Annotated in this window: 24 protein-coding genes; 18 read left to right on the top strand and 6 right to left on the bottom strand. The window is 58.1% G+C overall.

Annotated features, from left to right (window positions below; translation table 11 throughout):
- Positions 1-65: 65 nt before the first annotated feature.
- A complete protein-coding gene (gene sseB / locus ACW9HX_RS10930) occupies positions 66-866 on the top strand; it encodes an enhanced serine sensitivity protein SseB (RefSeq protein WP_457380601.1) in 801 nt (266 codons plus the stop codon).
- A 107-nt stretch (positions 867-973) separates the two neighbouring features.
- Positions 974-1,519, top strand: coding sequence for an NADAR family protein (locus ACW9HX_RS10935; protein ID WP_457380602.1), 546 nt, complete (start codon positions 974-976; stop codon positions 1,517-1,519).
- Between the two features lie 85 nt (positions 1,520-1,604).
- Here ACW9HX_RS10935 and ACW9HX_RS10940 read toward each other — a convergent pair whose 3' ends face one another.
- Complete coding sequence (locus ACW9HX_RS10940) at positions 1,605-2,045, bottom strand: hypothetical protein (RefSeq protein ID WP_457380603.1); 441 nt, start codon at positions 2,043-2,045, stop codon at positions 1,605-1,607.
- Between the two features lie 300 nt (positions 2,046-2,345).
- Between ACW9HX_RS10940 and ACW9HX_RS10945 the strand changes: the two genes are divergently transcribed.
- From ACW9HX_RS10945 to ACW9HX_RS10960, 4 genes are all read left to right on the top strand, one after another.
- Positions 2,346-4,205 carry an ABC transporter ATP-binding protein gene (locus ACW9HX_RS10945; protein WP_457380604.1) on the top strand — a complete coding sequence of 620 codons (1,860 nt, stop codon included), beginning with the start codon at positions 2,346-2,348 and terminating at the stop codon, positions 4,203-4,205.
- Between the two features lie 99 nt (positions 4,206-4,304).
- A complete protein-coding gene (locus ACW9HX_RS10950) occupies positions 4,305-5,321 on the top strand; it encodes a YncE family protein (protein ID WP_457380605.1) in 1,017 nt (338 codons plus the stop codon).
- A 161-nt stretch (positions 5,322-5,482) separates the two neighbouring features.
- A complete protein-coding gene (locus tag ACW9HX_RS10955; protein ID WP_457380606.1) occupies positions 5,483-6,676 on the top strand; it encodes a GAF domain-containing sensor histidine kinase in 1,194 nt (397 codons plus the stop codon).
- A 150-nt stretch (positions 6,677-6,826) separates the two neighbouring features.
- Complete coding sequence (locus ACW9HX_RS10960; RefSeq protein ID WP_457380607.1) at positions 6,827-7,246, top strand: organic hydroperoxide resistance protein; 420 nt, start codon at positions 6,827-6,829, stop codon at positions 7,244-7,246.
- A 13-nt stretch (positions 7,247-7,259) separates the two neighbouring features.
- Here the strand turns inward: ACW9HX_RS10960 and gabP are convergent, their stop codons facing one another.
- Positions 7,260-8,690 (bottom strand): GABA permease, encoded by a 1,431-nt coding sequence (gene gabP / locus ACW9HX_RS10965; RefSeq protein ID WP_457380608.1) that lies wholly within the window; start codon positions 8,688-8,690, stop codon positions 7,260-7,262.
- A 259-nt stretch (positions 8,691-8,949) separates the two neighbouring features.
- On the opposite strand from gabP, the gene ACW9HX_RS10970 reads away from it, so the two are divergent.
- Positions 8,950-9,111 carry a hypothetical protein gene (locus ACW9HX_RS10970; protein WP_457380609.1) on the top strand — a complete coding sequence of 54 codons (162 nt, stop codon included), beginning with the start codon at positions 8,950-8,952 and terminating at the stop codon, positions 9,109-9,111.
- A 109-nt stretch (positions 9,112-9,220) separates the two neighbouring features.
- Here ACW9HX_RS10970 and ACW9HX_RS10975 read toward each other — a convergent pair whose 3' ends face one another.
- A complete protein-coding gene (locus ACW9HX_RS10975) occupies positions 9,221-9,646 on the bottom strand; it encodes a cupin domain-containing protein (protein WP_457380610.1) in 426 nt (141 codons plus the stop codon).
- 122 nt (positions 9,647-9,768) lie between these two features.
- The gene (locus ACW9HX_RS10980) at positions 9,769-10,665 is read right to left on the bottom strand and encodes a transcriptional regulator GcvA (RefSeq protein WP_457380611.1); all 897 of its coding nucleotides are present in this window, start codon (positions 10,663-10,665) and stop codon (positions 9,769-9,771) included.
- A gap of 108 nt (positions 10,666-10,773) precedes the next feature.
- On the opposite strand from ACW9HX_RS10980, the gene gstA reads away from it, so the two are divergent.
- Positions 10,774-11,385, top strand: coding sequence for a glutathione transferase GstA (gene gstA, locus ACW9HX_RS10985; RefSeq protein WP_457380612.1), 612 nt, complete (start codon positions 10,774-10,776; stop codon positions 11,383-11,385).
- Between the two features lie 23 nt (positions 11,386-11,408).
- Here the strand turns inward: gstA and ACW9HX_RS10990 are convergent, their stop codons facing one another.
- Positions 11,409-12,095 (bottom strand): alpha/beta hydrolase, encoded by a 687-nt coding sequence (locus tag ACW9HX_RS10990; RefSeq protein WP_457380613.1) that lies wholly within the window; start codon positions 12,093-12,095, stop codon positions 11,409-11,411.
- Between the two features lie 166 nt (positions 12,096-12,261).
- Here ACW9HX_RS10990 and ACW9HX_RS10995 point away from each other — a divergent pair, with 166 nt between their 5' ends.
- On the top strand, positions 12,262-12,858 hold the full coding sequence (locus ACW9HX_RS10995; RefSeq protein ID WP_114882977.1) for a paraquat-inducible protein A: 597 nt from the start codon (positions 12,262-12,264) through the stop codon (positions 12,856-12,858).
- A complete protein-coding gene (locus tag ACW9HX_RS11000) occupies positions 12,855-13,517 on the top strand; it encodes a paraquat-inducible protein A (RefSeq protein WP_457380614.1) in 663 nt (220 codons plus the stop codon). The genes ACW9HX_RS10995 and ACW9HX_RS11000 overlap by 4 nt, the downstream gene beginning before the upstream one ends.
- Positions 13,518-13,527: 10 nt before the next feature.
- On the opposite strand, the gene ACW9HX_RS11005 is transcribed toward ACW9HX_RS11000, so the two are convergent.
- Complete coding sequence (locus ACW9HX_RS11005; protein ID WP_457380615.1) at positions 13,528-14,277, bottom strand: SDR family NAD(P)-dependent oxidoreductase; 750 nt, start codon at positions 14,275-14,277, stop codon at positions 13,528-13,530.
- A 164-nt stretch (positions 14,278-14,441) separates the two neighbouring features.
- Here ACW9HX_RS11005 and ACW9HX_RS11010 point away from each other — a divergent pair, with 164 nt between their 5' ends.
- From ACW9HX_RS11010 to ACW9HX_RS11045, 8 genes are all read left to right on the top strand, one after another.
- Entirely contained in the window at positions 14,442-15,338 is an 897-nt protein-coding gene (locus ACW9HX_RS11010; RefSeq protein WP_457380616.1) for a LysR family transcriptional regulator, read from the top strand.
- A 101-nt stretch (positions 15,339-15,439) separates the two neighbouring features.
- Positions 15,440-16,300, top strand: a complete 861-nt coding sequence (locus tag ACW9HX_RS11015; protein ID WP_457380617.1) for a putative selenate ABC transporter substrate-binding protein — start codon at positions 15,440-15,442, stop codon at positions 16,298-16,300.
- Positions 16,297-17,094, top strand: coding sequence for a phosphonate ABC transporter ATP-binding protein (locus ACW9HX_RS11020; protein ID WP_457380618.1), 798 nt, complete (start codon positions 16,297-16,299; stop codon positions 17,092-17,094). Before ACW9HX_RS11015 ends, ACW9HX_RS11020 begins: the two co-directional genes overlap by 4 nt.
- Positions 17,088-17,915, top strand: coding sequence for a PhnE/PtxC family ABC transporter permease (locus ACW9HX_RS11025; RefSeq protein WP_457380619.1), 828 nt, complete (start codon positions 17,088-17,090; stop codon positions 17,913-17,915). The genes ACW9HX_RS11020 and ACW9HX_RS11025 overlap by 7 nt, the downstream gene beginning before the upstream one ends.
- Positions 17,912-18,679: a phosphonate ABC transporter, permease protein PhnE gene (gene phnE / locus ACW9HX_RS11030; protein ID WP_457380620.1), complete on the top strand. Its 768-nt coding sequence runs from the start codon at positions 17,912-17,914 to the stop codon at positions 18,677-18,679. Before ACW9HX_RS11025 ends, phnE begins: the two co-directional genes overlap by 4 nt.
- Before the next feature lie 212 nt (positions 18,680-18,891).
- A complete protein-coding gene (locus ACW9HX_RS11035; RefSeq protein WP_085604361.1) occupies positions 18,892-19,164 on the top strand; it encodes a DUF3892 domain-containing protein in 273 nt (90 codons plus the stop codon).
- Positions 19,165-19,246: 82 nt separating this feature from the next.
- Positions 19,247-19,831, top strand: coding sequence for a hypothetical protein (locus tag ACW9HX_RS11040; RefSeq protein WP_457380621.1), 585 nt, complete (start codon positions 19,247-19,249; stop codon positions 19,829-19,831).
- Between the two features lie 140 nt (positions 19,832-19,971).
- A complete protein-coding gene (locus ACW9HX_RS11045; RefSeq protein ID WP_457380622.1) occupies positions 19,972-21,342 on the top strand; it encodes an SIR2 family protein in 1,371 nt (456 codons plus the stop codon).
- Positions 21,343-22,030: the final 688 nt, after the last annotated feature.

Raw genomic sequence — 22,030 nt, forward strand, 5'->3', positions numbered from 1 at the left:
CAGCTGCGTGAAAAACTACCCGCGCTTTGCCACTCACTTTTTTGTCTGTTTTGATGGAACGGCCGATGGACATCATGGATTCCCAGCAAGAAAACACCCTCGAAAAGTCACTCAGGCTGGCGGCGGACGAACCGGCCCACCGACCCGAATTTTTCAAGACACTGTTGAATTCCACTATCTACATTCTTGGCAAAACCGACGCTGGCGAAGGCCCAGTCAACCTTGAGGCAGGCAGCAACATCAGCATCGCGCATTGGCAAAAGCCCGACGGCTCCGCGGTCATCCCGTTTTTTTCGTCGTTGCAAACGCTACGAAAATCCATAGACAGCGAAGAGTCCTATATCGAGATCCCGGCCAGATCGCTGTTTGAAATCACGCTGGGCACCCCGCTATTCCTCAATCCGAAGTCTCCTTACGGGAAAGAGTTTTTCCCGGAGGAAGTGCGCCATCTGCTCTCCGACGAAATCGGCCAAAAGCCGGTGCAGCGCACGATCGAAAAAGAAACCCAAGTGCTGCTCGGACAGCCTTCGCAATATCCCTCGAAAATGGTCAACTCGCTCACTCAACTACTCGCCAAACATCACAACGTGAAGCGTGCGTTTCTGGCATTGATGCATGACGCATCGATTGATCAAAAGCCTCATCTGGTCATTGGTATCGAAGCGGACGGCGATATTGAGCTCGTCATGCGCGAAGCCGGCAACGTTGCCGGGGACACTGCTCCGGATGGCGAAGCCGTGGATCTGTACCGCGTTCACGACGGAGATTCAGGCCTCAGCGATTACTTCCTCAAACAAACCACGCCCTTCTATGAACGGAAGTCGACAGGCTGGCTGCGTTCATTGTTTGGGTTTGGCAAAGCGTGACAGAGCAGACTGTGCGCTAACAAAGACAAGTAAACCCACTGATCGAGATTAACCTGATACATCGTGGTAAACCTCCCACCTCAAAGCCAACTGCCGAGGAAGCCTCATTGCAAGATTCAAAGTATCTGGAAGACCTTCGCTCCCGCTTCAACGCGGGAGAGGCGCTTGAATATATGTTTTTCTGGGGACACCAGCGAAGCAAGCACGGCGTCACCGCTTCGTGTTTCAGCCAGTGGTTCGAAGCCGAATTCGTTGTCGACGGGCAACGCTACGCAACGGCCGAACATTTCATGATGGCTGAGAAAGCAGCCTTGTTCGGCGATCAGGACATCCGTGCTCAGGTGCTCCAGGCGCCGACACCCAACGCAGCCAAAGCACTTGGTCGCAAGGTGCACGGATTCAACGAGCACGATTGGCTGCAACACCGATATGAGATTGTCGTCCGGGCCAACCAGGCCAAGTTCTCCCAAAACCCGGAGTTGAATGCATTCCTCAAGGAGACCGGTTCGCGCATCATCGTTGAAGCCAGTCCGGTTGATAGCATCTGGGGCATCGGGCTCGCCCAGGACCACGAAAACGCGAGCAACCCCAACCTGTGGCAAGGCCTGAATCTGCTGGGGTTCGCGTTGATGCAGGTCCGCGACGAGATCTGATTCTCCCGTTGTGCCCCCTGCACACGCGAACGATCCGGTCACGGTGAAACACCGCGACCGGCGTACCAAACAGGCGTCGAGCAGCTTACGCGACCGCCCTCTCATGCTCGCTTTCGTGGACGTAAATCCACGAGATGCCCGATGGAGAGGTATCGTCCAGCCGCATGAGCGCCGAGTCGACTTTCTTCTTGGTAATCCCTTCCTTGACCAGATCGAACACCGTCAGGAAGAAGCCACCGGGAAGCGGCGTGATCGACAGATTGGTGATGTGCGATTCAGGGCTTCCGGCACGCTTGCCATGCAAGCCCCAGAGTCGTTCCCAGTAGTCGGCGCGTTCCATGATCTGACCATCCGTGAGCACCACGCGAAAATCGTCCGCCAGTGCGTCGTACAAGGGTTTTATGGCGCCTTCCGATTGGGAGGACATGCCGCGTGACCACGGAAAAAAGAGGTTGTACCAGCGGTACACCTCGGCTTCGACGAGCGCAGTTTTATCTGAGGTTTCGAGTACTCGATTGATTGCCATCTGTGTTCTCCTTAACAAGAAAAAAGGCGCAGGGGCTCCGTTGCGCATCGCACGAACGATGCTCCGCGCCTCAATCAAGATCCATCCTGAAATCGACGTCGCTGGGCTCAGCTCAAGTGATCGCCTGTGAAGCGTTGCTGTCAATTCACTGGCCCGGTCACAAAAAATAGTCTCTACCCTGTTGGATAGTATGGAGAACTGACCGACGGTCAAAGACCGCCGAGTGATCGTTGTCCTCCTATCCGGGGCCAGCGACGAAGATGGCATACTCCCCTGAACCTGATCATTTCGGAGACCTCTATGCTTCGCGTGTTTGAACGCAGGCTCGACCCCTTCCCGCCCGACGAAGCCCCGCCTCCGCCGGTTGGCCTGATGCGATTCCTGTGGGCCTGCACCCGCGGCGCCCGTGGCTACGTCCTTGCGCTGGCGCTGCTGAGTGCCAGCGTGTCGATCTACGAAGCCTGGCTGTTTTCCTTCCTCGGGCAAGTGGTTGACCTGCTCTCGACCTGGCAGGCCGGTGGCGAAGTGAGCGGACAACAACGTCGAGTGCTGTGGGGGATCGCCATCGTGCTGCTCACCAGCATCGGCCTGGTGGCGCTGCGCACGATGGTGCAGCACCAGATTCTGGCGATCAACCTGCCGCTGCGCCTGCGCTGGGACTTCCATCGCCTGATGCTGCGGCAAAGCCTTTCGTTCTTTTCCGATGAGTTCTCCGGTCGGGTCACGACCAAAGTGATGCAGACCGCGCTGGCTGTGCGCGAAGTGCTGTTCACCCTCATCGAAATCGCCCCCGGTATCGGCGTTTACTTCATTGCGATCATCGCACTGGCCGGTGGCTTTGCCCTGAAACTGATGCTGCCCTTTTTGGCCTGGGTCGCCCTGTTCGGGCTGGCGATGCTGTATTTCGTGCCGCGCCTCGGGCAGGTCGGGCAGGAACAGGCCCATGCACGGTCCTCGATGACAGGGCGCATTTCCGACGCTTACACCAACATCACCACCGTCAAACTGTTCTCGCATTCCAACCGTGAAGCGCACTTCGCACGCGCGGCGATGGAAGATTTCAAGCAGACCGGGTTTCGCCAGATGCGGCTGGTCAGCCAGTTCGAGATCGTCAATCAGGCGCTGGTGGTCGGACTGATCCTTGGCGCAGGCGGCTATGCCCTGTGGCTCTGGCACCAGGGCCAGGTCGGTGCGGGGGCTGTGGCGGCGATCACCGCCATGGCGCTGCGGATCAATGGCATGTCGCACTGGATCATGTGGCAGATGACGTCGCTGTTCGAAAACATCGGCACCGTGCAGGACGGCATGGCAACCCTGACCCGTGGCCCGAAAGTGCAGGATGCGCCCGGCGCTGGCCTGCTGGTGCCAGCGGGCGGCGCCGTGACCTTCGACAACGTGCATTTCAACTACAGCGGCGAGCGTCAGGTGCTCGACGGACTGAGCCTGCACATCCGCGCCGGGGAAAAAATCGGTCTGGTGGGCCGCTCCGGTGCCGGCAAATCCACACTGATCAACCTGCTGCTGCGATTTTATGACGTCGACAGCGGTACGATTCGCATCGACGGGCAAAACATCGCGCAGGTGACGCAGGACAGTCTGCGCAGCGCCATCGGCATGGTCACTCAGGATACGTCCCTGCTACACCGCTCGATTCGCGACAACATCGCCTACGGTCGCCCGGACGCCACCGATGCACAGGTCCGCAGCGCCGCGATCAGTGCCCAGGCCGATGGATTCATCAGCCAACTGAGCGACCGCCAGGGTCACACCGGTTATGACACATTGGTGGGCGAGCGCGGCATCAAGCTTTCGGGCGGCCAGCGCCAACGTATCGCCATCGCCCGAGTGATGCTCAAGAACGCTCCGATCCTGCTGCTCGACGAGGCCACCAGTGCGCTGGACTCCGAAGTCGAAGTCGCCATCCAGGAAAGCCTCGATGAAATGATGCAGGGCAAGACCGTCATCGCCATCGCCCATCGGTTGTCGACGATTGCGGCCATGGATCGGCTGATTGTCATGGATGAGGGCCGCATCATCGAGCAAGGCACCCACGCCGAACTGCTGGAAAGAAACGGCACCTACGCGCGACTCTGGCAGCATCAGAGCGGTGGTTTTCTGGGTGAGGATCAAAGGCTGGATGAGGCGATGGATCGGGCATAAGCCGTTCCCCCCCCCCTTCCCCAGCAGAACACTGAGATGTTGAGGTTTTGAATGGTATTTGCAAAAACCTGGCGAACGCTTGCCATCCTGACAGTCTGTTTGTCGGGTGCTCAATATGCCGAGGCCGACGCACCGCTGCTGTATTCCCTTCGCGCCTCCGCGCAATTACCCGGCGACGGTCACAGCTGGGGCTTCGCCGCACTGCAACCGCAAGGCGCGCAACTGTTCGTGGCCCGCCGCGAAAACGGTCTGTCGGTGTTCGACGTCGAACAGCAACGCCTGGTGAAGACGCTCGACAACTCTGCCGGTGCCAACGCCGTCGCCTTCGTGCCTGAGCACAACCGGGCGTATGTCGCCAACATGGACGGGACGCTGGGGATCGTGGCACTGGATCGTCTGCAAGTCCTGCAGCGGCTCAAGCTCGATTCCGGCAACCTCAATAATCTTGTCTACGATGCCAGCCGCGACCGGTTGATCGTCACCAGTGGCCGGCGCGGCGATCATTCGACGTTGTACCTGATCGATCCGAAAAGCGATCGCCTGACGGATGCAGTGGATGTGCCGGCGCAAAAGCTCGACGGCCCGGTGATCCTCGAAAACGGCCATTTCATTGTCCCCATGCGCGATGAAGATCAAGTCGCCGTGCTATCCGGTGCGAAGCTTGAGCATCAGCAACTCTGGACCTTCAAAGGTTGCAGCAAGCCCAGCGCACTGGCCGTGGATGAGCCGCGCCAACGCCTGTTCGTGGCCTGCCGGGGGGGTGACCCGATTCTGGTGGTCGCAGACCTGACCACGGGCAAGGCCTTGAACACCCTGCCCATCGGCCGCGCCGTGAACGCGCTCGCTTACGATCCCGTGAAAGACCAGTTGCTGGTGCCCAGCGGCGCAGACGCCAGCCTCACGATTGTCCAGCGCGACGATCAAGGGCAGTACCAGTTGCTTGGCACTGTCGGTACCCGGCCATGGGCGCACAACATGGTGCTGGATGCCAAACGCGGGCAGGCCTACCTGTTCACGGCCGACTTCACCCAGCCTGCACCGAGCCGGGAGCAACCGAAGCCCGACCCGGTGTTTCACCCCGATACCTTCACGGTCCTGACCTTCAAGTCGCAGTAAGCGTCAGCAAGCCTTGATGATCCCGGCGGCCTCGGCCTGTGCCTTGCGCCGCCGGCAATCGCCCGACCCTGAAGGACTGGCTGGCACTCGGGCCAAACCCGATTGGTCAGGTTTGCCGATTAACGATAGTCTCTGAGCAAAATCATTCCGAAGCCCACGCCATGACTCACCCAGATTTTGCACTCGATATTGAAGCCATCCGCAGCATCGATGCGGTACCGGTGATCCTGAGCATGGTCAAACACCTGACCGGCATGCGCTTCGCGGCGGTCGCCAGGGTTACCGACAAGAAATGGGTGGCGTGCGCGGTCGATGACTCCATTGAGTTCGGGCTCGAACCCGGTGGCGAACTGGTCCTCGAATCGACCATCTGTCACGAGATCCGCCAACACCGGCAACCGGTGATATTCGGGCACGCCGCTGCTCACCCGATCTTTTCGCTGCACCATACGCCCCGGACCTATGGCCTGGAGAGTTACATTTCCATCCCGATCATCAGGGCCAATGGCGATTTCTTCGGCACGCTCTGCGCCATCGACTCGGTCCCGGCGAATCTGGACGAGCCGGCCATTGCGAAAACCCTCACCCTCTTCGCTCAACTGATTGCGATGAGTCTCGACACTCAGAGTCATCTTCAGGCCACCCGAAATGAGTTGAAGGACGCCAATGAGCTGGGCCGGCTGCGCGAGCAGTTCATCGCTGTGCTGGGCCATGACTTGCGAACACCGCTGAGCGCTGTTCGCATGAGTGCCGATCTGCTGGAAACCAAAACCGAAGACAAACGCTCGCTCAACCTGATTTCGGCGATCCGCAACAGCTCGATGCGCATGGGTGTGCTGATCGAAAACATTCTGGACTTCGCCCGTGGACGGCTCGGCGGCGGGATCCCGGTGCAGCGCAAACTCGTGGACGACCTGCAGGCAACGCTGGCAATGACCCTTGCAGAGGTCCAGGCTTCCCATCCCCGCGCAACGTTCATCCATTCGCTGGATGTGCCGGCCGGCGTTTATTGCGACCCGCTGCGGATCAGTCAGTTGCTGTCCAACCTGCTGAGCAACGCGGCGACCCACGGCTCGACGGCGGCTCCCATTACTCTTGAGGTCTACGCGGAAAACGACGATATCGTGATTTCACTGACCAATCAGGGCACGCCGATTTCAGCGCAATTGATGCCACTGCTGTTCGAACCCTTTTCCCGGGCCGAAGCAGGACAACGTAACGAAGGGTTGGGTCTGGGGCTGTACATCGCCTCGCAAATTGCGACGGCACACAATGGGACCTTGAGCGTTTCCTCGAGCGTCGAATCGGGAACCCGTTTCGTTGCAAGGTTCCCGGCGCAGTTCAAGTGGGTGTGAGGCAGGCATTCGTCCGCTCCGTTCATGGACACCCGCTACACAGCGATACATAACCCCCTGTTGCAGGACACATCCCGGGTACATGCCGATGCAAATGTGTGGGCCATCGGAACCTTCCCTCCGATTCCAATCACACAGGCAGGCATTCTCATGATTAATCAAATCGACACCGTGCTGTACACCGGCAAGACCCGCACCACCGGCGGACGCGATGGCGCCTCGCGCAGTTCGGACGGCAATCTGGACATCAAATTGTCACCACCCGGCTCGACTGGCAGCGGCACCAACCCGGAACAACTACTGGCGGCTGGCTGGTCAGCCTGCTTCATCGGCGCCATGGGCAAGGCGGCTGCCGCGCTGAAGATCAGGCTGCCAGCCGACGTGGCGGTGGAAACCGAAATCGACCTGGGCAGGACCGGCGATGCGTTTTTCCTGCAGGCGCGCCTGAACGTCAGCCTGCCGGGGCTGGAGCCTGCGGTCGCCCAGACGCTGGTGGACGCCGCGCACCAGACTTGCCCTTACTCCAAGGCCACGCGCGGCAACATTGACGTGACCCTGCGGCTGATCTGAATCCCGATCCTTCCTAAACGCCCGAGGCACTGCGTCGGGCGTTTTGTTTGACTGGGACAGAAGAAGTCGCCGCCCCATGCTGACGCGTCGTCACCAGCCCGATAAAGGAAATCACCAGCGCCAGGCCAATGGTCGAGGACACCTCCATGCGATGCTCCGGTGTCACCATCATCACCGCAAGTGCGGCGCAGATGAAGGCGATCACCAGATACGTCAGCCACGGAAACAGCCACATGCGAAAGGTCAGCTCGACGTTCTGCCGGCGCAGCATTCGGCGCATGCGCAGCTGCGAGACCGCAATCACCAGATACACCAGCAACGCGATGGCACCGGAACTGGCGAGCAGAAACTGGAAAAGCCCGGCAGGCATGAAGTAGCTGAGCAACGTCACCCCGGCCCCGATGACGCTGCTGGCAATCACCGCGGCCCTCGGCACACCCGCAGCGGAGGTCACTTTCAAGGCGTGCGGCGCATCACCGCGCCGTCCCAGCGAGAACAGCATGCGCGAAGCGATATAGATCGACGAGTTCATGCAACTGGCCACCGCGATCAACACCACCACATCGACCATGAATTTGGCGTGGGGAATGTTCATCAACTCCAGGGCGCGCTGATAGGAACCGACGGACGCCAGCAGCGGATCGTTCCAGGGCACCACGGAGATCACCACGAAAATCGACAGCAGGTAAAACACGCCGATGCGCCAGATCACCGAGCGCGTGGCCTTGGCGATGTTCTGCGCCGGGTTATTCGATTCCGCCGCAGCGATGGTCACCGCTTCCGTACCGATAAAACTGAACATGATGGTGATGAACGCGCCGACCACCGCCGACAGGCCATTGGGGGCGAACCCGCCATGTTCTTCCATCAAACGGCTGAGGCCGCTGGCTTCACGCTCGGGTATCCAGCCCATCAACACGGCAAAACCCACACCGATGAAACCGATGATCGCCACGACCTTGGCCATCGCGAACCAGAATTCGAACTCGCCGTACTTGGAGACACTGAACAGGTTGGTCACCACCAGCAGGATGATCGACACCAGGGCAAACAACCATGCATCGACCTGGGGAAACCACTGATTCAAGACATGCCCGGCCGCCAAGGCCTCGATGGGGATGACCAGCACCCAGAACCACCAGTAGAGCCAGCCGATGGTGAAGCCTGCCCAGCGGCCGATGGCCTGATCGGCATAGGTGGAAAACGATCCGGTGTCGGGGTGGGCCACCGCCATTTCACCCAGCATGCGCATGACCAGCACGACCAACAGGCCGGAGAACAGATACGCCAGCAACACGGCCGGCCCCGCTGCCGCGATGGCGTGCCCGGAACCGACAAACAACCCCGCGCCGATGATTCCCGCAATTGACAACATGGTCACATGACGCGGCTTGAAACCCTGCGCCAACTGACCGTTCGAATCCTTCGAATTCAGGCTGTTCATTGTTTTTGTTGTTCTCTGGAGGAAGTTTCACCTTACGTGGCCAGAGTTGATCGCAAATAGCTCGTGTGCGGCATGGCGATGCCTGATTTCGACATGAATGGGTGCCCGTCAGCGTGAACCGGTGAATGTCCTGGAGCCAATGTCATGTCTCGCCGTAGCACAATCGAAGCGCTCCAGGATGAACATACGTTCACCAAAAACAGTTCCGGATGCGTCTAGTCTGCGGGTTCCAACATAGTGACTACAGGAGTAACCCACCATGTTCTCGCACGAAAGCATCCCATTGATCATCCTCTTCATCATTTTGCTGCTTGGCGTGCTGACCGCCATTCTTCATCCGGTACATGCGTTTTTCAGCTGGCTTAAGAGGCGCAAGCAAAGATCATCCGCCGGGACTGCTGAAGAGGTGGATGCACGCTGAAATCTTTCAGACTGAATGGAGCGCCCATTTCGACTTGGTCGTCAGCCTGATTTGAATTCAACAACAAAAAGGCCTGCCAATGTGGCAGGCCTTTTCTGTTTCCATTCTGTTATTGCTTGAGAATCAACAACGGCTCGCCCTTCTTGACGATGTAAGTCGCCAGTTCCGAGCCCTTGTCGTTGCCAACGTTCTTCGCGATGTGCGCCACGCCTTCCGGAATGAACAACGAATCCCCGGCCTTGAGCGTCACCGGTGCCCGGCCTTCGAGCTGGTATTCGAAGGTGCCGCTGATCACATAGGCGACTTCAACGCCCGGGTGCGCATGCCGGGGCGAGGTGATGCCCGGATCAAAATCAACACGGGCCTGGATCACTTCGCGATCCGCAGCGCCCAGATCCTGATGGACCAGATCCGTGCGGCTCAGGCCTTGTTGCCAGCTCTTCGCAGGGGCGGCGGATGGGGTGTCAGCGGCGTTCGCGAGGCCGGTCAGTGAAACGAGTACGGCTGCAGCGGTCATCAGGAGTGTGCGGCGCATGGTGTTGCCCTCTTGGAAGTCGTGAAGTGACGCCTCTACTTTGACGAGGGCATGTACCGGGAATGTGTCCCGATATCCGCGCTTGTTAGCTCACTGTGTACCGGGGCGGGATTGATACACGCTCATACAACTCTCTGCACCTGCGACAGCCACTGCCTGAACGCCACGATTTTTTTCGATTCGGCGTTTTCATGGGGGGTGACGAAGTAGAAACCCGAGTCGGACTTCAGCCGCAAATCAAACGGCGCCACCAGCCTTCCGGCCCGCAAATCGTCCTCGACGTAAGTCGAGCGCCCGATGCACACGCCCTGCCCGTCAATCGCCGACTGCACCGCCATCATCGCCAGGTCGAAGGTCAAGCGTGGGCCTTTGGCCGGGAGCGGCGGCTGGCCTGCCGCGTGCAGCCAGTCGCTCCAGTCGTTGGCGGTCTGGCCGCTGACTTGCAGCAAGGTGTGTCGGGTCAGATCGGCCGGTGTCTTGATCGGGTTCGGACCACTGAGCAAGCGCGGGCTGCACACCGGAAAGATCTCGTCGGACATCAACCAGTCCGCCCGCAACCCCGGCCATTCGCCGGTGCCGTAGCGAATCGCCGCATCGATACCGCCCTTGCGAAAGTCCACGAGTTCGGTGGACGCGCTGATCCGCACATCGATCTCGGGATGCGCCTCGCGAAACGATGGCAGACGCGGCAACAACCATTTGGACGCCACCGAAACCAGCGTACTGATCGTCAGGACACTTTGGTTGTTCGCCTCCAGCAAACGCTCGGTTGAATGCCGCAGTTCCAGAAACGCCGAACGAATTCCGGGAAAGTACGCATTGCCCTCATCAGTCAGCGCCAGCCCATCCTTCAAGCGCATGAACAGGCGTACACCCAGTTCATCTTCGAGGCGACGAATCTGATGGCTGATCGCGGTTTGCGTGACATTCAGTTCTTCAGCGGCGCGGGTAAAACTCAGGTGCCTGGCCGCACATTCGAAGGCTCGCAATCCGTTGAGCGAGGGTAGTCGGGTGAGCATAGGGCCTCTTGAGTCCATGAGATTTTGTCATACGCTAGCACCGCAGATGTCCTTTGCGAAGCGGCGCAGCGGTAGTGGATTCTGAGCCTTCATCTGAAAGGAGATCCCATGAAACTGTACTTCGCGCCCATGACTTGCTCGCTGTCCCCGCACATTGTCTTGCGTGAACTGGCGCTGCCGTTCGAGCTGGTTCGGGTCAACAACCAGACCAAGCGCACCGCTGACGGCCGGGACTTTCGCGAGATCAACCCGAAGGGCTACGTAGCGGCACTGATGCTGGACAGCGGCGAGGTGCTGACCGAGGGGCCGGCCATTTTGCAGTACCTTGTCGACCTCGTGCCGGGTCATACGCTGGCCCCGGCCAACGGCACCTGGGAGCGCTCGCGTTTGCAGGAGTACCTGAATTTCATCAGTTCGGAAATTCATGGGGGCAGCGCGCCGCTGTTCAGCAGCGAGATTCCGGAAGCCACCAAAACAATCTTTAAACACAAACTCTTCAAGCGACTGGATTACCTGAACCGCCTCCTCGCGACCCGGCCCTTTTTGATGCAGGCGTTCGGCGTGGCGGATGCCTATCTGTTCACGGTGTTGAAGTGGCTGCCGACATTCAGTATCGCCATTGAAGACTGGCCAGCGCTGGCGAACTACATGACGCGCATCGCCGAGCGCCCCAGCGTGCAAGCTTCCATCGCAGAAGAGGAAGCCACGCAACCGGTTTGAAACACCCGGTTGCGTGGTCGCTGTCAGGCCCTGGCGGCCTCGTCGATCAGCGCCGCCACTTCTGCAGCATGAGAGGCCAGCGAGGCATGGCTGGCGTCGAGGGTGATGACTTTCTTCGCGTTGAGCCGGGCGGACATGCGTTTCTGGTTGTCCGGGTGGATCATGTGGTCCTGACTGGAAATCTGATACCAGGACGGCTTGTGCTTCCACGCCGGATCGCTGATGACATCGCCAAAGGTGCTGGCCAGCGGCGCCTTTTGCGTCACGGCCATCACCAGCGCGTCTTCGGCCGGCAGATCCTGGCAGAAGCTTTCATGGAATTTGTCGGCCTTGAGCCAAAGAAAGCCGTCGCTGTCCGGCGCCAGATTCGGCGCGGCGGCAGGCAGATGTTCCTGGGTAATGCCGCCGGGGCTTTCGCCTTGATCGGGGGCGAACGCGGCGATGTACACCAGCCCCACCACATTTGGTTGGTTGCCGGCCTGAGTGATGACCGCTCCCCCATAAGAGTGCCCGACCAACAGCACCGGGCCGTTCACTTGAGCGACCATTTTGCGCGTGCGCTCGGCGTCGTCGGCCAGCGAGGTCAGTGGCATTTCCACGGCCTGCACTTTGCTGTAGCCCTTGCGCGACAGTTCGACAATGACCTTGCCCCAATGCGCGGCCCCGCCCCAGAATCCGTGTACCAGCACAATCGTCGGTTTTTCACTCATGGCCCTGCTCCTGCTCGTAATGAATTCGGCGCCAAGGAGTATGGAACGCTTCCACAAACCCGGCGGGCCGGCAGACCAAAGGTGCATTTCGGGATGTGACAGTTGTCGGATGCCCCAACGCGCCTATATTGAAGAAGGTTCAAGCCCTCCTCCCCTCGAGCGCCCCATGGCCACGACTGATCACCTGATCATCTGCGAGCATTGCGACTGCGTGTACGAAAAAGCCACGCTCGCCCGCTACCAGAAATCCCTCTGCGCCCGCTGTGGCGGCGTGCTCCAGCGCCACAACAACCTGAGCGTGGAGCAGCGTCTGGCCCTGAGTTTCACCGCCGCGATGCTGTGGCTGTTCGCCAATTTCTACCCGGTGATGAGCATCAGCATGAAGGGCCTGAAGAACAGCGCGACCCTGTGGGATTCGGTGCTGGCCCTGAGTCAGGGGCCGATCACCTTCATGGCCATGGTCGCGGCGATCTCGATCATCATCGCCCCGGCCTTTCAATTGGTTTTGCTCATCTGGGTATTGAGCTTCGCCCTCGCCTCGCGCCGTTCGCCGGCCTTCAAACTGTGCATGCGCTGGCTGGAAGCACTGCGGCCGTGGAGCATGCTCGAAGTGTGCCTGCTCGGGGCGATGGTGGCGGTGTTCAAACTGGCGGGCATGCTCGATGTGATCCCCGGCATCGGCCTGTTTGCGCTGGCCGTGCTCAGCCTGTTGCTGATCCGCGTCGCCGGACGCGACATACGTGATTTGTGGGACATCCTGTGAAACGACCACCGACCGCCAGCGAACTCAACCTCTGCCTCTGTCATAGCTGCGGGCTGGCCTGCGACATGACTGACGAGCCGCACCAGTGCCCGCGCTGCGACGCGCCGCTGCACCGACGCAAGACCAATTCGCTGGCCCGCACCTGGGCCTACATGTTCGCCGCCCTGGCGTTTTACGTGCCGGCGAACCTGCTGCCGGTGATGAACACCACCCTGCTCGGCAACGGCGCCGACAGCACCATCATGAGTGGCGTACTGGAATTCTGGGAACACGGCGCGTGGGACATCGCGCTGATCATCTTCATCGCCAGCATCGCGGTACCGGGAGTGAAGTTCGTTGCGCTGACATTGCTGCTGGTGACCGTGCAACGGGACAGCCACTGGGCACGTCGGGAGCGCTCGAAGCTGTACCGATTCGTCGAGTTGATCGGCTACTGGTCGATGCTCGATGTGCTGGTGGTTGCGCTGGTGGCGGCGCTGGTGAAATTCCAGGCGCTGGGGGATATCGAACCGCGACCGGGGATTCTGTTTTTCGGCCTGGTTGTGGTGTTCACCATGCTCTCGGCGATGAGTTTCGACCCGCGCCTGATATGGGACAAGGCGCCGGCCGAGGAAACGGACGAGCCCCAGCACTCGGGTGAACAAGTGCCGGGGCATTGACCGACGCCGATCAGATCTGCGCGGTGCCACCGTCGACGAACAACTCGATGCCATTGACGAAGCTGCTGTCATCTGAGGCCAGGAACAAGGCAGCCTTGGCGATTTCGCTCGGCTCACCCAATCGCCCGATCGGCACAATAGACGCCAGTTGATCGAACAGCCCTTGCGTGTGTTCCGCCGGCACCAGCCCCGCCAGACCTGGCGTGCGCACCGGGCCGGGGCTGATGGCGTTGACGCGGATGCGCCGAGGTTTCAGGTCCAGCAACCACGACCGGGCGAAGTTGCGCACCGCCGCTTTGCTCGCGCTGTAGACGCTGAAGTTTTCCGTGCCCTGCACCGAAGTGGTCGATGAGGTCAGCAGGATCGATGCGCCATCGCGCAGCAGCGGCAAGGCCTTCTGCACCGTGAACAACGTGCCCTTCACGTTGGCGCCGAAAATCCGGTCAAAGTGCTCTTCGGTGATCGAGCCCAGCGGCAGCATGTCGCCGCCACCGGCATTGGCGAACAGGATGTCGAGGTGCCCGGCCTTCTCGGCAATTTCGCGGTAGATGCGATCCAGATCTTCCAGATTCGCCACATCTCCCTGGATGCCGATGGCACGCGGGCCGATGGCGGCGACCGCTTTGTCCAGTTCCGCCTGACGGCGACCTGTGATGAACACGGTAGCGCCCTGGGCGACGAATTCCTGCGCCGAGGCCAGGCCGATGCCGGTGGTGCCGCCAGTGATCAGGGCGATTTTGCCTTCAAGTCTGTTGCTCATGATGTATCTCCAGTAACCGTTTCAAGGAAGGTGACGGGTCGTAGTTGAGCCGTTGAAAGCGACTTTAGGCCGATGGATTGAATTGAAAAATCCGCTAAATAGGTTTTGTTTGTACACAGACATGCACAATACTCAGCCCTGTCTTCCCATCCGAGCCCGAGCCGATGAATCAGTTAATGGCGATCCGCACTTTTGCCCGTGTCGTTGAAAGCGGTTCGTTCACCAAAGCCGCCGACTCGCTGAATCTGCCGAAAACCACCGTCAGCAAACTGATCGGGCAACTGGAAAGTCACCTCGGCGTACGCCTGCTGCAACGCACCACCCGGCGCCTGACCGTGACCGCCGATGGCGCCTCCTACTACCAATTGACCCAACAACTGCTGCATCAACTGGACGACATCGACCAGGGTTTCAGCCAGGCCCAAGGCTTGCCCCGTGGCAAGATTCGCGTGGACATCGGCGGCTCGACCGCCACCCTGCTGGTGATTCCCGAGCTGCCGAAGTTCTTTGCGCGCTATCCCGATATTCAGGTTGATCTTGGCGTCAGCGACCGGCCCGTGGACCTGATCAGCGAACGAGTGGATTGCGTGATTCGCGGCGGTCCGCTGGCCGAGCAGAACCTGGCCGTGCGCCGCCTCGGCGAAGTGTCATGGACCACCTGCGCCACGCCCGACTACCTGCAGCGCCACGGCACGCCGATGCATCCGCTGGAACTGGCCCAGCATCAGATGATCACTTACCGCTCCGCCTCCACCGGGCGCATCCTGCCGTCGAACTTCCAGCGCAACGGCGAACGCCATCAGATCGAAGGCAAAGGCCTGGTCAGCGTCAACGAAAGCAACGCGCATCTGGCGGCCGGATTGGCGGGACTGGGGATCATTCACACATTCAGCTACACAGTCAGGGCGGCCATCGAACGCGGCGAACTGGTACCGATTCTCACCGACTGGCGCCCGCCGGCGTACCCGTTCCACCTGCTGTATCCGCCGAACCGGCACCTGAGCAACCGCGTGCGGGTGTTCATCGACTGGCTGGTGGAACGCTTCGCGCAGGTGGACTGAGCCCTCGCTATCGCGCCGATTCGACTAACCTGACGTTGCAGCCGACGATGATTTTCCGCACGCTGTGCACCGATCCTGACGCCCATGAAACGGAGATTCCCATGCTCAAACGCACCCTGGCACTGACTGCCGGTCTGGCCCTGTCCTTTTCCACCTTGCTGGCCCAGGCCGCAGACGTGTTGAGAGTCAGCGCGATTCCCGACGAGGCCCCGACCGAACTGCTGCGCAAGTTCGAACCGCTGGGGGCTTATCTGGAGCAGCAATTGGGCATGAAGGTGCAGTTCGTTCCCGTGGCCGACTACCCGGCGGTGGTTGAAGCACTGGCCACCGACCGCCTCGACATGGCGTGGCTGGGCGGTTTCACCTTCGTCCAGGCACGGCTGAAAACCGATGCCACCACCCCGGTGATCCCGCTGGTGCAGCGTGAGCAGGACGCGCAGTTCACCAGCAAATTCATCACCGCCGACCCGAACGTCAAAAGCCTCGCCGACCTCAAGGGCAAAACCTTCGCTTTCGGCTCCGTATCGTCGACCTCCGGCAGCCTGATGCCGCGCTATTTCATGCTCAAGGACGGCATCAAACCGGAAAGCTATTTCAGCCGCGTCGGCTACTCCGGCGCCCACGACGCCACCGTCGCCTGGGTACAGGCCGGCAAGGTCGATGCCGGTGTGCTGAACGCCAGCGTCTGGCAGAAACTGGTAGACGCGGGCAAGGTCGACACCAACAAGGTCAAGGTCTTCGCCACCACTCCGGCCTACTTCGATTACAACTGGACCGTGCGCGGCACCCTCGACCCGGCGCTGGCAGCGAAGATCAAAAAAGCCTTCCTCGCCCTCGACCCGGCCAACCCTGAGCAGAAGAAAATCCTCGACCTGCAAGCCGCCAGCCGATTCATCGAAACCAGCCCCGACAACTACAAAGGCATCGAGGAAGCCGCCCGCGCTGCCGAACTGCTGAAATGACCCTGAGCCTCAAGCAAGTTTTTCTGCACCACGCCAACGGCGTCGAAGCCCTGCGTGGTGTGGATTTGCAGATCATCAGCGGCGAGCAGGTTGCGATCATCGGCCCGTCCGGCGCCGGTAAATCCAGCCTGCTCAACCTGCTGGCCACCGCCATCCGGCCCAGCAACGGCGACATCGAAGTGCTGGGCCAGCGGGCCTGGCACTTGTCCGCCCGCCAACGCCAACACCTGCGCGCAAAAATCGGCCTGGTGCATCAGGCACCGCCCCTGCCGCCCCGGCAACGGGTGGTGACGGCGGTGCTGGCCGGCAAACTCGGGCAATGGAGCCTCGGCAGAAGCCTCATCAATCTGCTGCATCCGCTGGACATCCCCGGCGCCCGCGCCGCTCTGGCGCGGCTGGATCTGGCGGACAAACTTTTCAGCCAGTGTCAGCAACTCTCCGGCGGCCAATTGCAGCGCGTCGGCATTGCTCGCGTGCTGTATCAGGCGCCGGAAGTCTTGCTGGCGGACGAACCGGTGTCTGCCATGGACCCAGTCCTCGCCGGGCACACCCTGACGGTACTGTCGCGCCATGCCCAAGAGCACAACGTCACGCTGGTGGCGAGCCTGCACGCGGTGGAACTGGCGCTGGCACACTTCCCGCGCATCATCGGCTTGCGCGAGGGGCGGATCCTCTTCGATTGCCCGTCCGATCAAGTCAGCCATGACATGCTCGACACCCTGTACGCCAACGAACAACTGCATTCCCCGGCGCCCGCGTTGACGCCACTGATTGTGCAGATTCCACGATGCTGACCGCCGACACCCGCGACCCCGCTGCCTGGCCACGGCTGCTGCTGACGCTGTTGGCGATTGCCTTGCTGTGGCCGGGCATTCAGCTCAGCGAACTCGACCTCGGCGTGCTGTTTCACGCCGACAGCCAGAGCGAAATGGGCCGCTTCGTCTCGACCTTCTGGCCGCCGGCCCATGATCGAGACTTTCTGCAATTACTGCTCAAGGCCACCCTGCAAACCCTGGCCATCGCCACCGCCGGCATGGCTTTGGCGCTGGTGTTGGCGGTGCCGGCCAGCCTGCTCGCCAGCCGCGCCTTGTCGTTGTCCGCCGCCTCCCGCAGTGGCCGCCCGAGCCTGTTGGGCCGGCTGCTGCGCTTGCCAGTGCGCGGACTGCTGATCTTCCTGCGCAGCGTGCCGGAAATCGTCTGGGCGCTGCTGTTCGTGCGCGCCGTCGGCCTCGGCCCGGCGGCGGGCGTACTGGCGATCGCGATCACCTACAGCGGCATGCTCGGCAAGGTCTACGCCGAAATCTTCGAATCCACCGACCAACGCCCGGCCCACGCCTTGCTCCAGGCCGGCAGCGGACGCCTCGCCAGTTTCGCCTACGGCGTACTGCCCAACGTCGCGGCGGAACTGCTCTCCTACACCGTCTACCGCTGGGAATGCGCCATCCGCGCCTCGGTCGTGATGGGCTTCGTCGGCGCCGGCGGCCTCGGCCAGCAGATCGACCTGTCCATCCGCATGTTCGCCGGCGGCGAAGTCGCCAGCATGCTCCTGACCTTCCTCCTGCTGGTCCTCGGCGCCGACCAACTCAGCCGCCTGCTGCGCTGGAGGCTGACATGAAGCGCCTGATCAACACGACGCTGATTCTCGCCATCGTTGCGGCCGTCATCGCGTCGTTCGCGTACCTGGGCCTAGATCTCGAAGAACTTGGCAGCGCTACCAGCCTGAAACAAATGGGTTCGTATGTGGGCCGCTTCCTGAGCCCTGACTTCAGCGCCGGTTACCTCAACGCCATCCTCCACGGCGCCATGGAAACACTCGCCATGTCGGCCCTCGGCACACTCCTCGCTGCCGTGCTGGGGCTGCTATTGGCACTCCCCGCCGCTGGCCGCTTTGGTTGGTTTTTTCAGAGTGCCGCGCGCCTGCTACTCAACGGCCTGCGCGCCATTCCTGAATTGGTGTGGGCTGCACTCATGGTCTTTGCGGCCGGCCTCGGGCCTAACGCTGGCACCTTGGCCCTGGCGCTGCATACCACCGGGGTGCTTGGGCGGTTGTTTGCTGAAGCGCTGGAGAACACGCCGCCGGAGCCGGCGGATGCGATTCGATTGCAAGGGGGGAGTCCGGTTTTGGCGTTCTGCTACGGCACGCTGCCGAACCTGGCGCCGCAGTTGCTGGCTTACTGTTTGTATCGGTGGGAGAACAATATTCGGATGGCTAGCGTGCTGGGGTTTGTCGGGGCTGGGGGGTTGGGGCAGATGTTGTATGTGAGCTTGAGTTTGTTTCAGGAGGCGCAGGCGGGGACGGTGATTTTGGCGATGTTGGGGTTGGTGTTTGCAGTCGACTTTTTGAGTGCTTGGAGTCGGGGACGGTGGGTTAAGGTTTAGATTGCGGCAATAGTCGACCGTGATGGTAGCAAGGCTGGTGCAGGCATCGCTTACTGTGCATCTAACTCACTGTTCTATTTAGATTTTTTCTAAAAAATCACATTCAAAAAATACTAAAATGGCGAAAAGATTCGGAGTATCCAAGAAACCTCTACTACATTCATATGGCGATGAGCATTTTTTGAAAGCCGTACGTATGAAGGAGAGGGAAATTGGGAGACTGTCAAATCACCTGCATTACACTGTCCGGCTCTAAATCTCACGACCGGATAACACAGGTTGGTAATGCATCAGTACCGTGGTATCTCACTACAGCAGACGCAGTACAACGAATAGAAGCAAAGACCGATACGTTTTATGTAAAGAACTCATTCGGGATACGGGCTGAGGTAGGGGTTGTTCGTCCATCTCAAGGTTTGCCTTACTTACGAACATATGCCGACGGTGTCTGGACAGACAACCTGTTGAGCTTGGGCACCTGCTAGCTGAAAAACTCAATCAAATAGCTAGCGTACTAATTCCAAGACAACGCAACACCAAAGCCCCTCCCAAAACCACGGAGAATTTATGTCATTTTCAGATTTCATGACAGATACGATTACAGTAAGAAAAAGTACTGGCGAAATTATTACCGACCTGAAAGCAAGCGTTCAATCAAATAATATCTTCCTAGATCGATCAGACATACTTATCGAGCCAGGCGATCTAATTGAACGAAGAATGTCCAATGGAGGCGTGGAATCTTTCGATGTGATTGATCCAGGTTTTCATGAACCTTTTCATGGCATCGATGCGCACTACCAAATGAAGGTAAAAAAACTTGGCCTACCAGAAGCCCAACAACGAATCAAGAGCATCACGTACAACATTACAGGACATAATGCACGCATCAACCATGACTCTTTTGACAATTCGACAAACTCCGTGACCATAAATGGGCAACTGAACGAACACCTCGCATCTATTAGAAAAATAATTGAAACCATTGAAGACACAAGGCAAAAAAGTGAGGCGTCTGAGATTTTGGATAGCGTTGAGTCACAACTAGCATTACCGACCCCTAGCAAAACCGTTATTACCGCACTACTGAGTGCGCTCCCTCACATAGCAAGCATAACTTCACTGGCTACAGCGATAATTGGGGCTCTCTGACCACTCAATCTGTCGAAAAAATCGTTAGAACAAAATGAGCAGGAATTTTATGAGCTAGACTATAAAGGTGACAGATTCATCTTCTGAAAATAAATCTGCCACCTCTTTTTTTGTTTTTTACGACGTTAAATGGAGGTCGCATGCCTTTAAGCTACGAGCAATATCAAGAAGAGGTAACGTCCGACATACTTAATGTTCTTGGCCAAGCCGCATGCCAACCAATTCTATTCGTAGGCTCAGGCTTTTCAAAACGGTACTCCAATGGTCCAAGCTGGGAGGAACTACTCAAGGCCTTGGCTTCAAAGTGCCCAAATATCAGTTTGGATTTGGCTTACTACAAACAAAAAAATAAAAGCTTAGTGGAAATCGGAAGCATATTTTCTGACTGCTTCCGAGAGTGGGCTTGGACTGATGGGAGAGATCAGTTTCCGCCTGAGTATTTTTCTGAAGCTTACCCTTCCGATATTTTCATAAAGCATTCTATTGCGACTATTCTCGATGGAATGGGGCCGGACAAAAATGGATCCTACGGATCAGATTATCTGAACAATGAAATTGCAGCCCTTAAAGCAATGAGCCCGCACGCACTCATAACAACGAACTATGACCAACTGCTAGAATTAATCTTCCCTGATTTTGAAAGAGTCGTGGGACAGCAAGTACTAAGCAAACCATACTTATCAATTGGAGAGATATTTAAGATACACGGATGCATCTCCGACCCACTATCCCTCGTATTAACAGAAGAAGATTACAAGGTATTCGAGGCAGACAAAAAATACTTAAGTGCAAAACTACTTACCTATTTTGCAGAGCACCCACTTCTTTTTATCGGCTACAGCGCCGAAGATCAAAATATAAAAAGCATACTTTATGATGTCACTCGAATGTTCAAGGCAACCCAAGCCTTAACTCCAAATATTTACATCTTAGAGTGGGACAAAGACATCAGCGAAAACTCCTACCCTCCTCGCGAGCGGATAATCAATGTTGGCGGAGATGTATCGATCCGCATAAAAAGCATAACCGCCTCATCGTTTGACTGGGTATTTAATGCATTTGGGAATAATGGAACTCTCGAGCAGATCAACGTAAAGCTATTGCGCGCTCTCATGGCTCGGGCATTCAACTTGGTAAGGAGAGACACGTTAACAAAGCAAATAGAAGTCAACTTTTCAATGCTTGAGCATGCTGTGGAGAGCGATGAAAATTTTGCAAAAATACTGGGTATTACATCTCTAGATGGCCCTGCAAGCGTAAACGCCAATTATCCATACACGCTCCAAATGGTGGCAGAGAAACTTGGGTTCACCAGTTGGAACGGCGCACACAAACTTATCGAAGCACTGGAAGACATGACTGGATTCGACATGAAGAACTCGGACAACCCTTACCACTTCAAACTGAAAACCGGAAAATCGGACAGCAGCTTTACTAGGAAATACTCAGAGGCCGCCGTAACCTTATTAGGAAAAGTACAATCAGGTGAGAATTTTAAATTAATCAAATGAGAAGAAAAGGTGACAGTTTTATTTATCACTAATACATTCCTGAGAGACCTAAATTGTCCAGACCTGCTATCCCAGCTGAAATCCGACGCGCGATCCTAGTAGAGGCGGGTCATCGTTGTGCGATTCCTCGGTGCAACCAAACAGAGCTTCAGAAAAGGGGACTGATTTCCACTTTGGTGCCTAGGAGTTTCTGCGATAAGCCACCGAAAGGCAGGGCCTATTCAATGCACGATGTTGGCGCTACCTAGCGATTGAAGTGAAACGACAGGCCGCTTTTCGTTTTTCTTATTTCATCTGCTTGAAATTTCGTAGATCGGTTCTAAATTTTCTGTGCACGCCTAGGAACCAAGCCGTTGGTTGCTAGCTGCCCCATCTGAAAATCAACCACTTGGATATCGAGACAAGTATGTCAACTCACATCAAACCAGGCCCGAAACCAAAACGTGACGACGGAAAGGACGACAGAAGGCATCACGTCAACCCTCCAAACAAACCGAAACATCCAACGCTTCCGACTCACAAACCAGATAAATAACAAGTTTTTGGGGAACGGGAGGGTTCCGTAGTTACTTTGGAAGGAACCCTTACCAACGAGTGCTCCTCGCTTTACCGGCTAATCCACCGATACTCGCTCAATCTCATGCAAAATTTCTCGACTTAAACGGCCACGTTTAAAGTCACCATCCGT

The organism is Pseudomonas sp. SDO52101_S400 (genome assembly GCF_054071635.1).

Excerpts from the sequence above, each read along its gene's own strand:
- ACW9HX_RS11005 (WP_457380615.1), bottom strand. The coding sequence starts at position 14,277 with ATGAGCAACAGACTTGAAGGCAAAATCGCCCTGATCACTGGCGGCACC.
- ACW9HX_RS11015 (WP_457380617.1), top strand. The coding sequence starts at position 15,440 with ATGCTCAAACGCACCCTGGCACTGACTGCCGGTCTGGCCCTGTCCTTT.
- gabP (WP_457380608.1), bottom strand. The coding sequence starts at position 8,690 with ATGAACAGCCTGAATTCGAAGGATTCGAACGGTCAGTTGGCGCAGGGT.
- ACW9HX_RS11025 (WP_457380619.1), top strand. The coding sequence starts at position 17,088 with ATGCTGACCGCCGACACCCGCGACCCCGCTGCCTGGCCACGGCTGCTG.
- ACW9HX_RS10975 (WP_457380610.1), bottom strand. The coding sequence starts at position 9,646 with ATGCGCCGCACACTCCTGATGACCGCTGCAGCCGTACTCGTTTCACTG.
- ACW9HX_RS10960 (WP_457380607.1), top strand. The coding sequence starts at position 6,827 with ATGATTAATCAAATCGACACCGTGCTGTACACCGGCAAGACCCGCACC.
- ACW9HX_RS10980 (WP_457380611.1), bottom strand. The coding sequence starts at position 10,665 with ATGCTCACCCGACTACCCTCGCTCAACGGATTGCGAGCCTTCGAATGT.
- ACW9HX_RS11045 (WP_457380622.1), top strand. The coding sequence starts at position 19,972 with ATGCCTTTAAGCTACGAGCAATATCAAGAAGAGGTAACGTCCGACATA.
- ACW9HX_RS11020 (WP_457380618.1), top strand. The coding sequence starts at position 16,297 with ATGACCCTGAGCCTCAAGCAAGTTTTTCTGCACCACGCCAACGGCGTC.
- ACW9HX_RS10990 (WP_457380613.1), bottom strand. The coding sequence starts at position 12,095 with ATGAGTGAAAAACCGACGATTGTGCTGGTACACGGATTCTGGGGCGGG.
- sseB (WP_457380601.1), top strand. The coding sequence starts at position 66 with ATGGACATCATGGATTCCCAGCAAGAAAACACCCTCGAAAAGTCACTC.
- ACW9HX_RS10970 (WP_457380609.1), top strand. The coding sequence starts at position 8,950 with ATGTTCTCGCACGAAAGCATCCCATTGATCATCCTCTTCATCATTTTG.
- ACW9HX_RS11010 (WP_457380616.1), top strand. The coding sequence starts at position 14,442 with ATGAATCAGTTAATGGCGATCCGCACTTTTGCCCGTGTCGTTGAAAGC.
- gstA (WP_457380612.1), top strand. The coding sequence starts at position 10,774 with ATGAAACTGTACTTCGCGCCCATGACTTGCTCGCTGTCCCCGCACATT.
- ACW9HX_RS10995 (WP_114882977.1), top strand. The coding sequence starts at position 12,262 with ATGGCCACGACTGATCACCTGATCATCTGCGAGCATTGCGACTGCGTG.
- ACW9HX_RS10955 (WP_457380606.1), top strand. The coding sequence starts at position 5,483 with ATGACTCACCCAGATTTTGCACTCGATATTGAAGCCATCCGCAGCATC.
- ACW9HX_RS10945 (WP_457380604.1), top strand. The coding sequence starts at position 2,346 with ATGCTTCGCGTGTTTGAACGCAGGCTCGACCCCTTCCCGCCCGACGAA.
- ACW9HX_RS11040 (WP_457380621.1), top strand. The coding sequence starts at position 19,247 with ATGTCATTTTCAGATTTCATGACAGATACGATTACAGTAAGAAAAAGT.
- ACW9HX_RS10940 (WP_457380603.1), bottom strand. The coding sequence starts at position 2,045 with ATGGCAATCAATCGAGTACTCGAAACCTCAGATAAAACTGCGCTCGTC.
- phnE (WP_457380620.1), top strand. The coding sequence starts at position 17,912 with ATGAAGCGCCTGATCAACACGACGCTGATTCTCGCCATCGTTGCGGCC.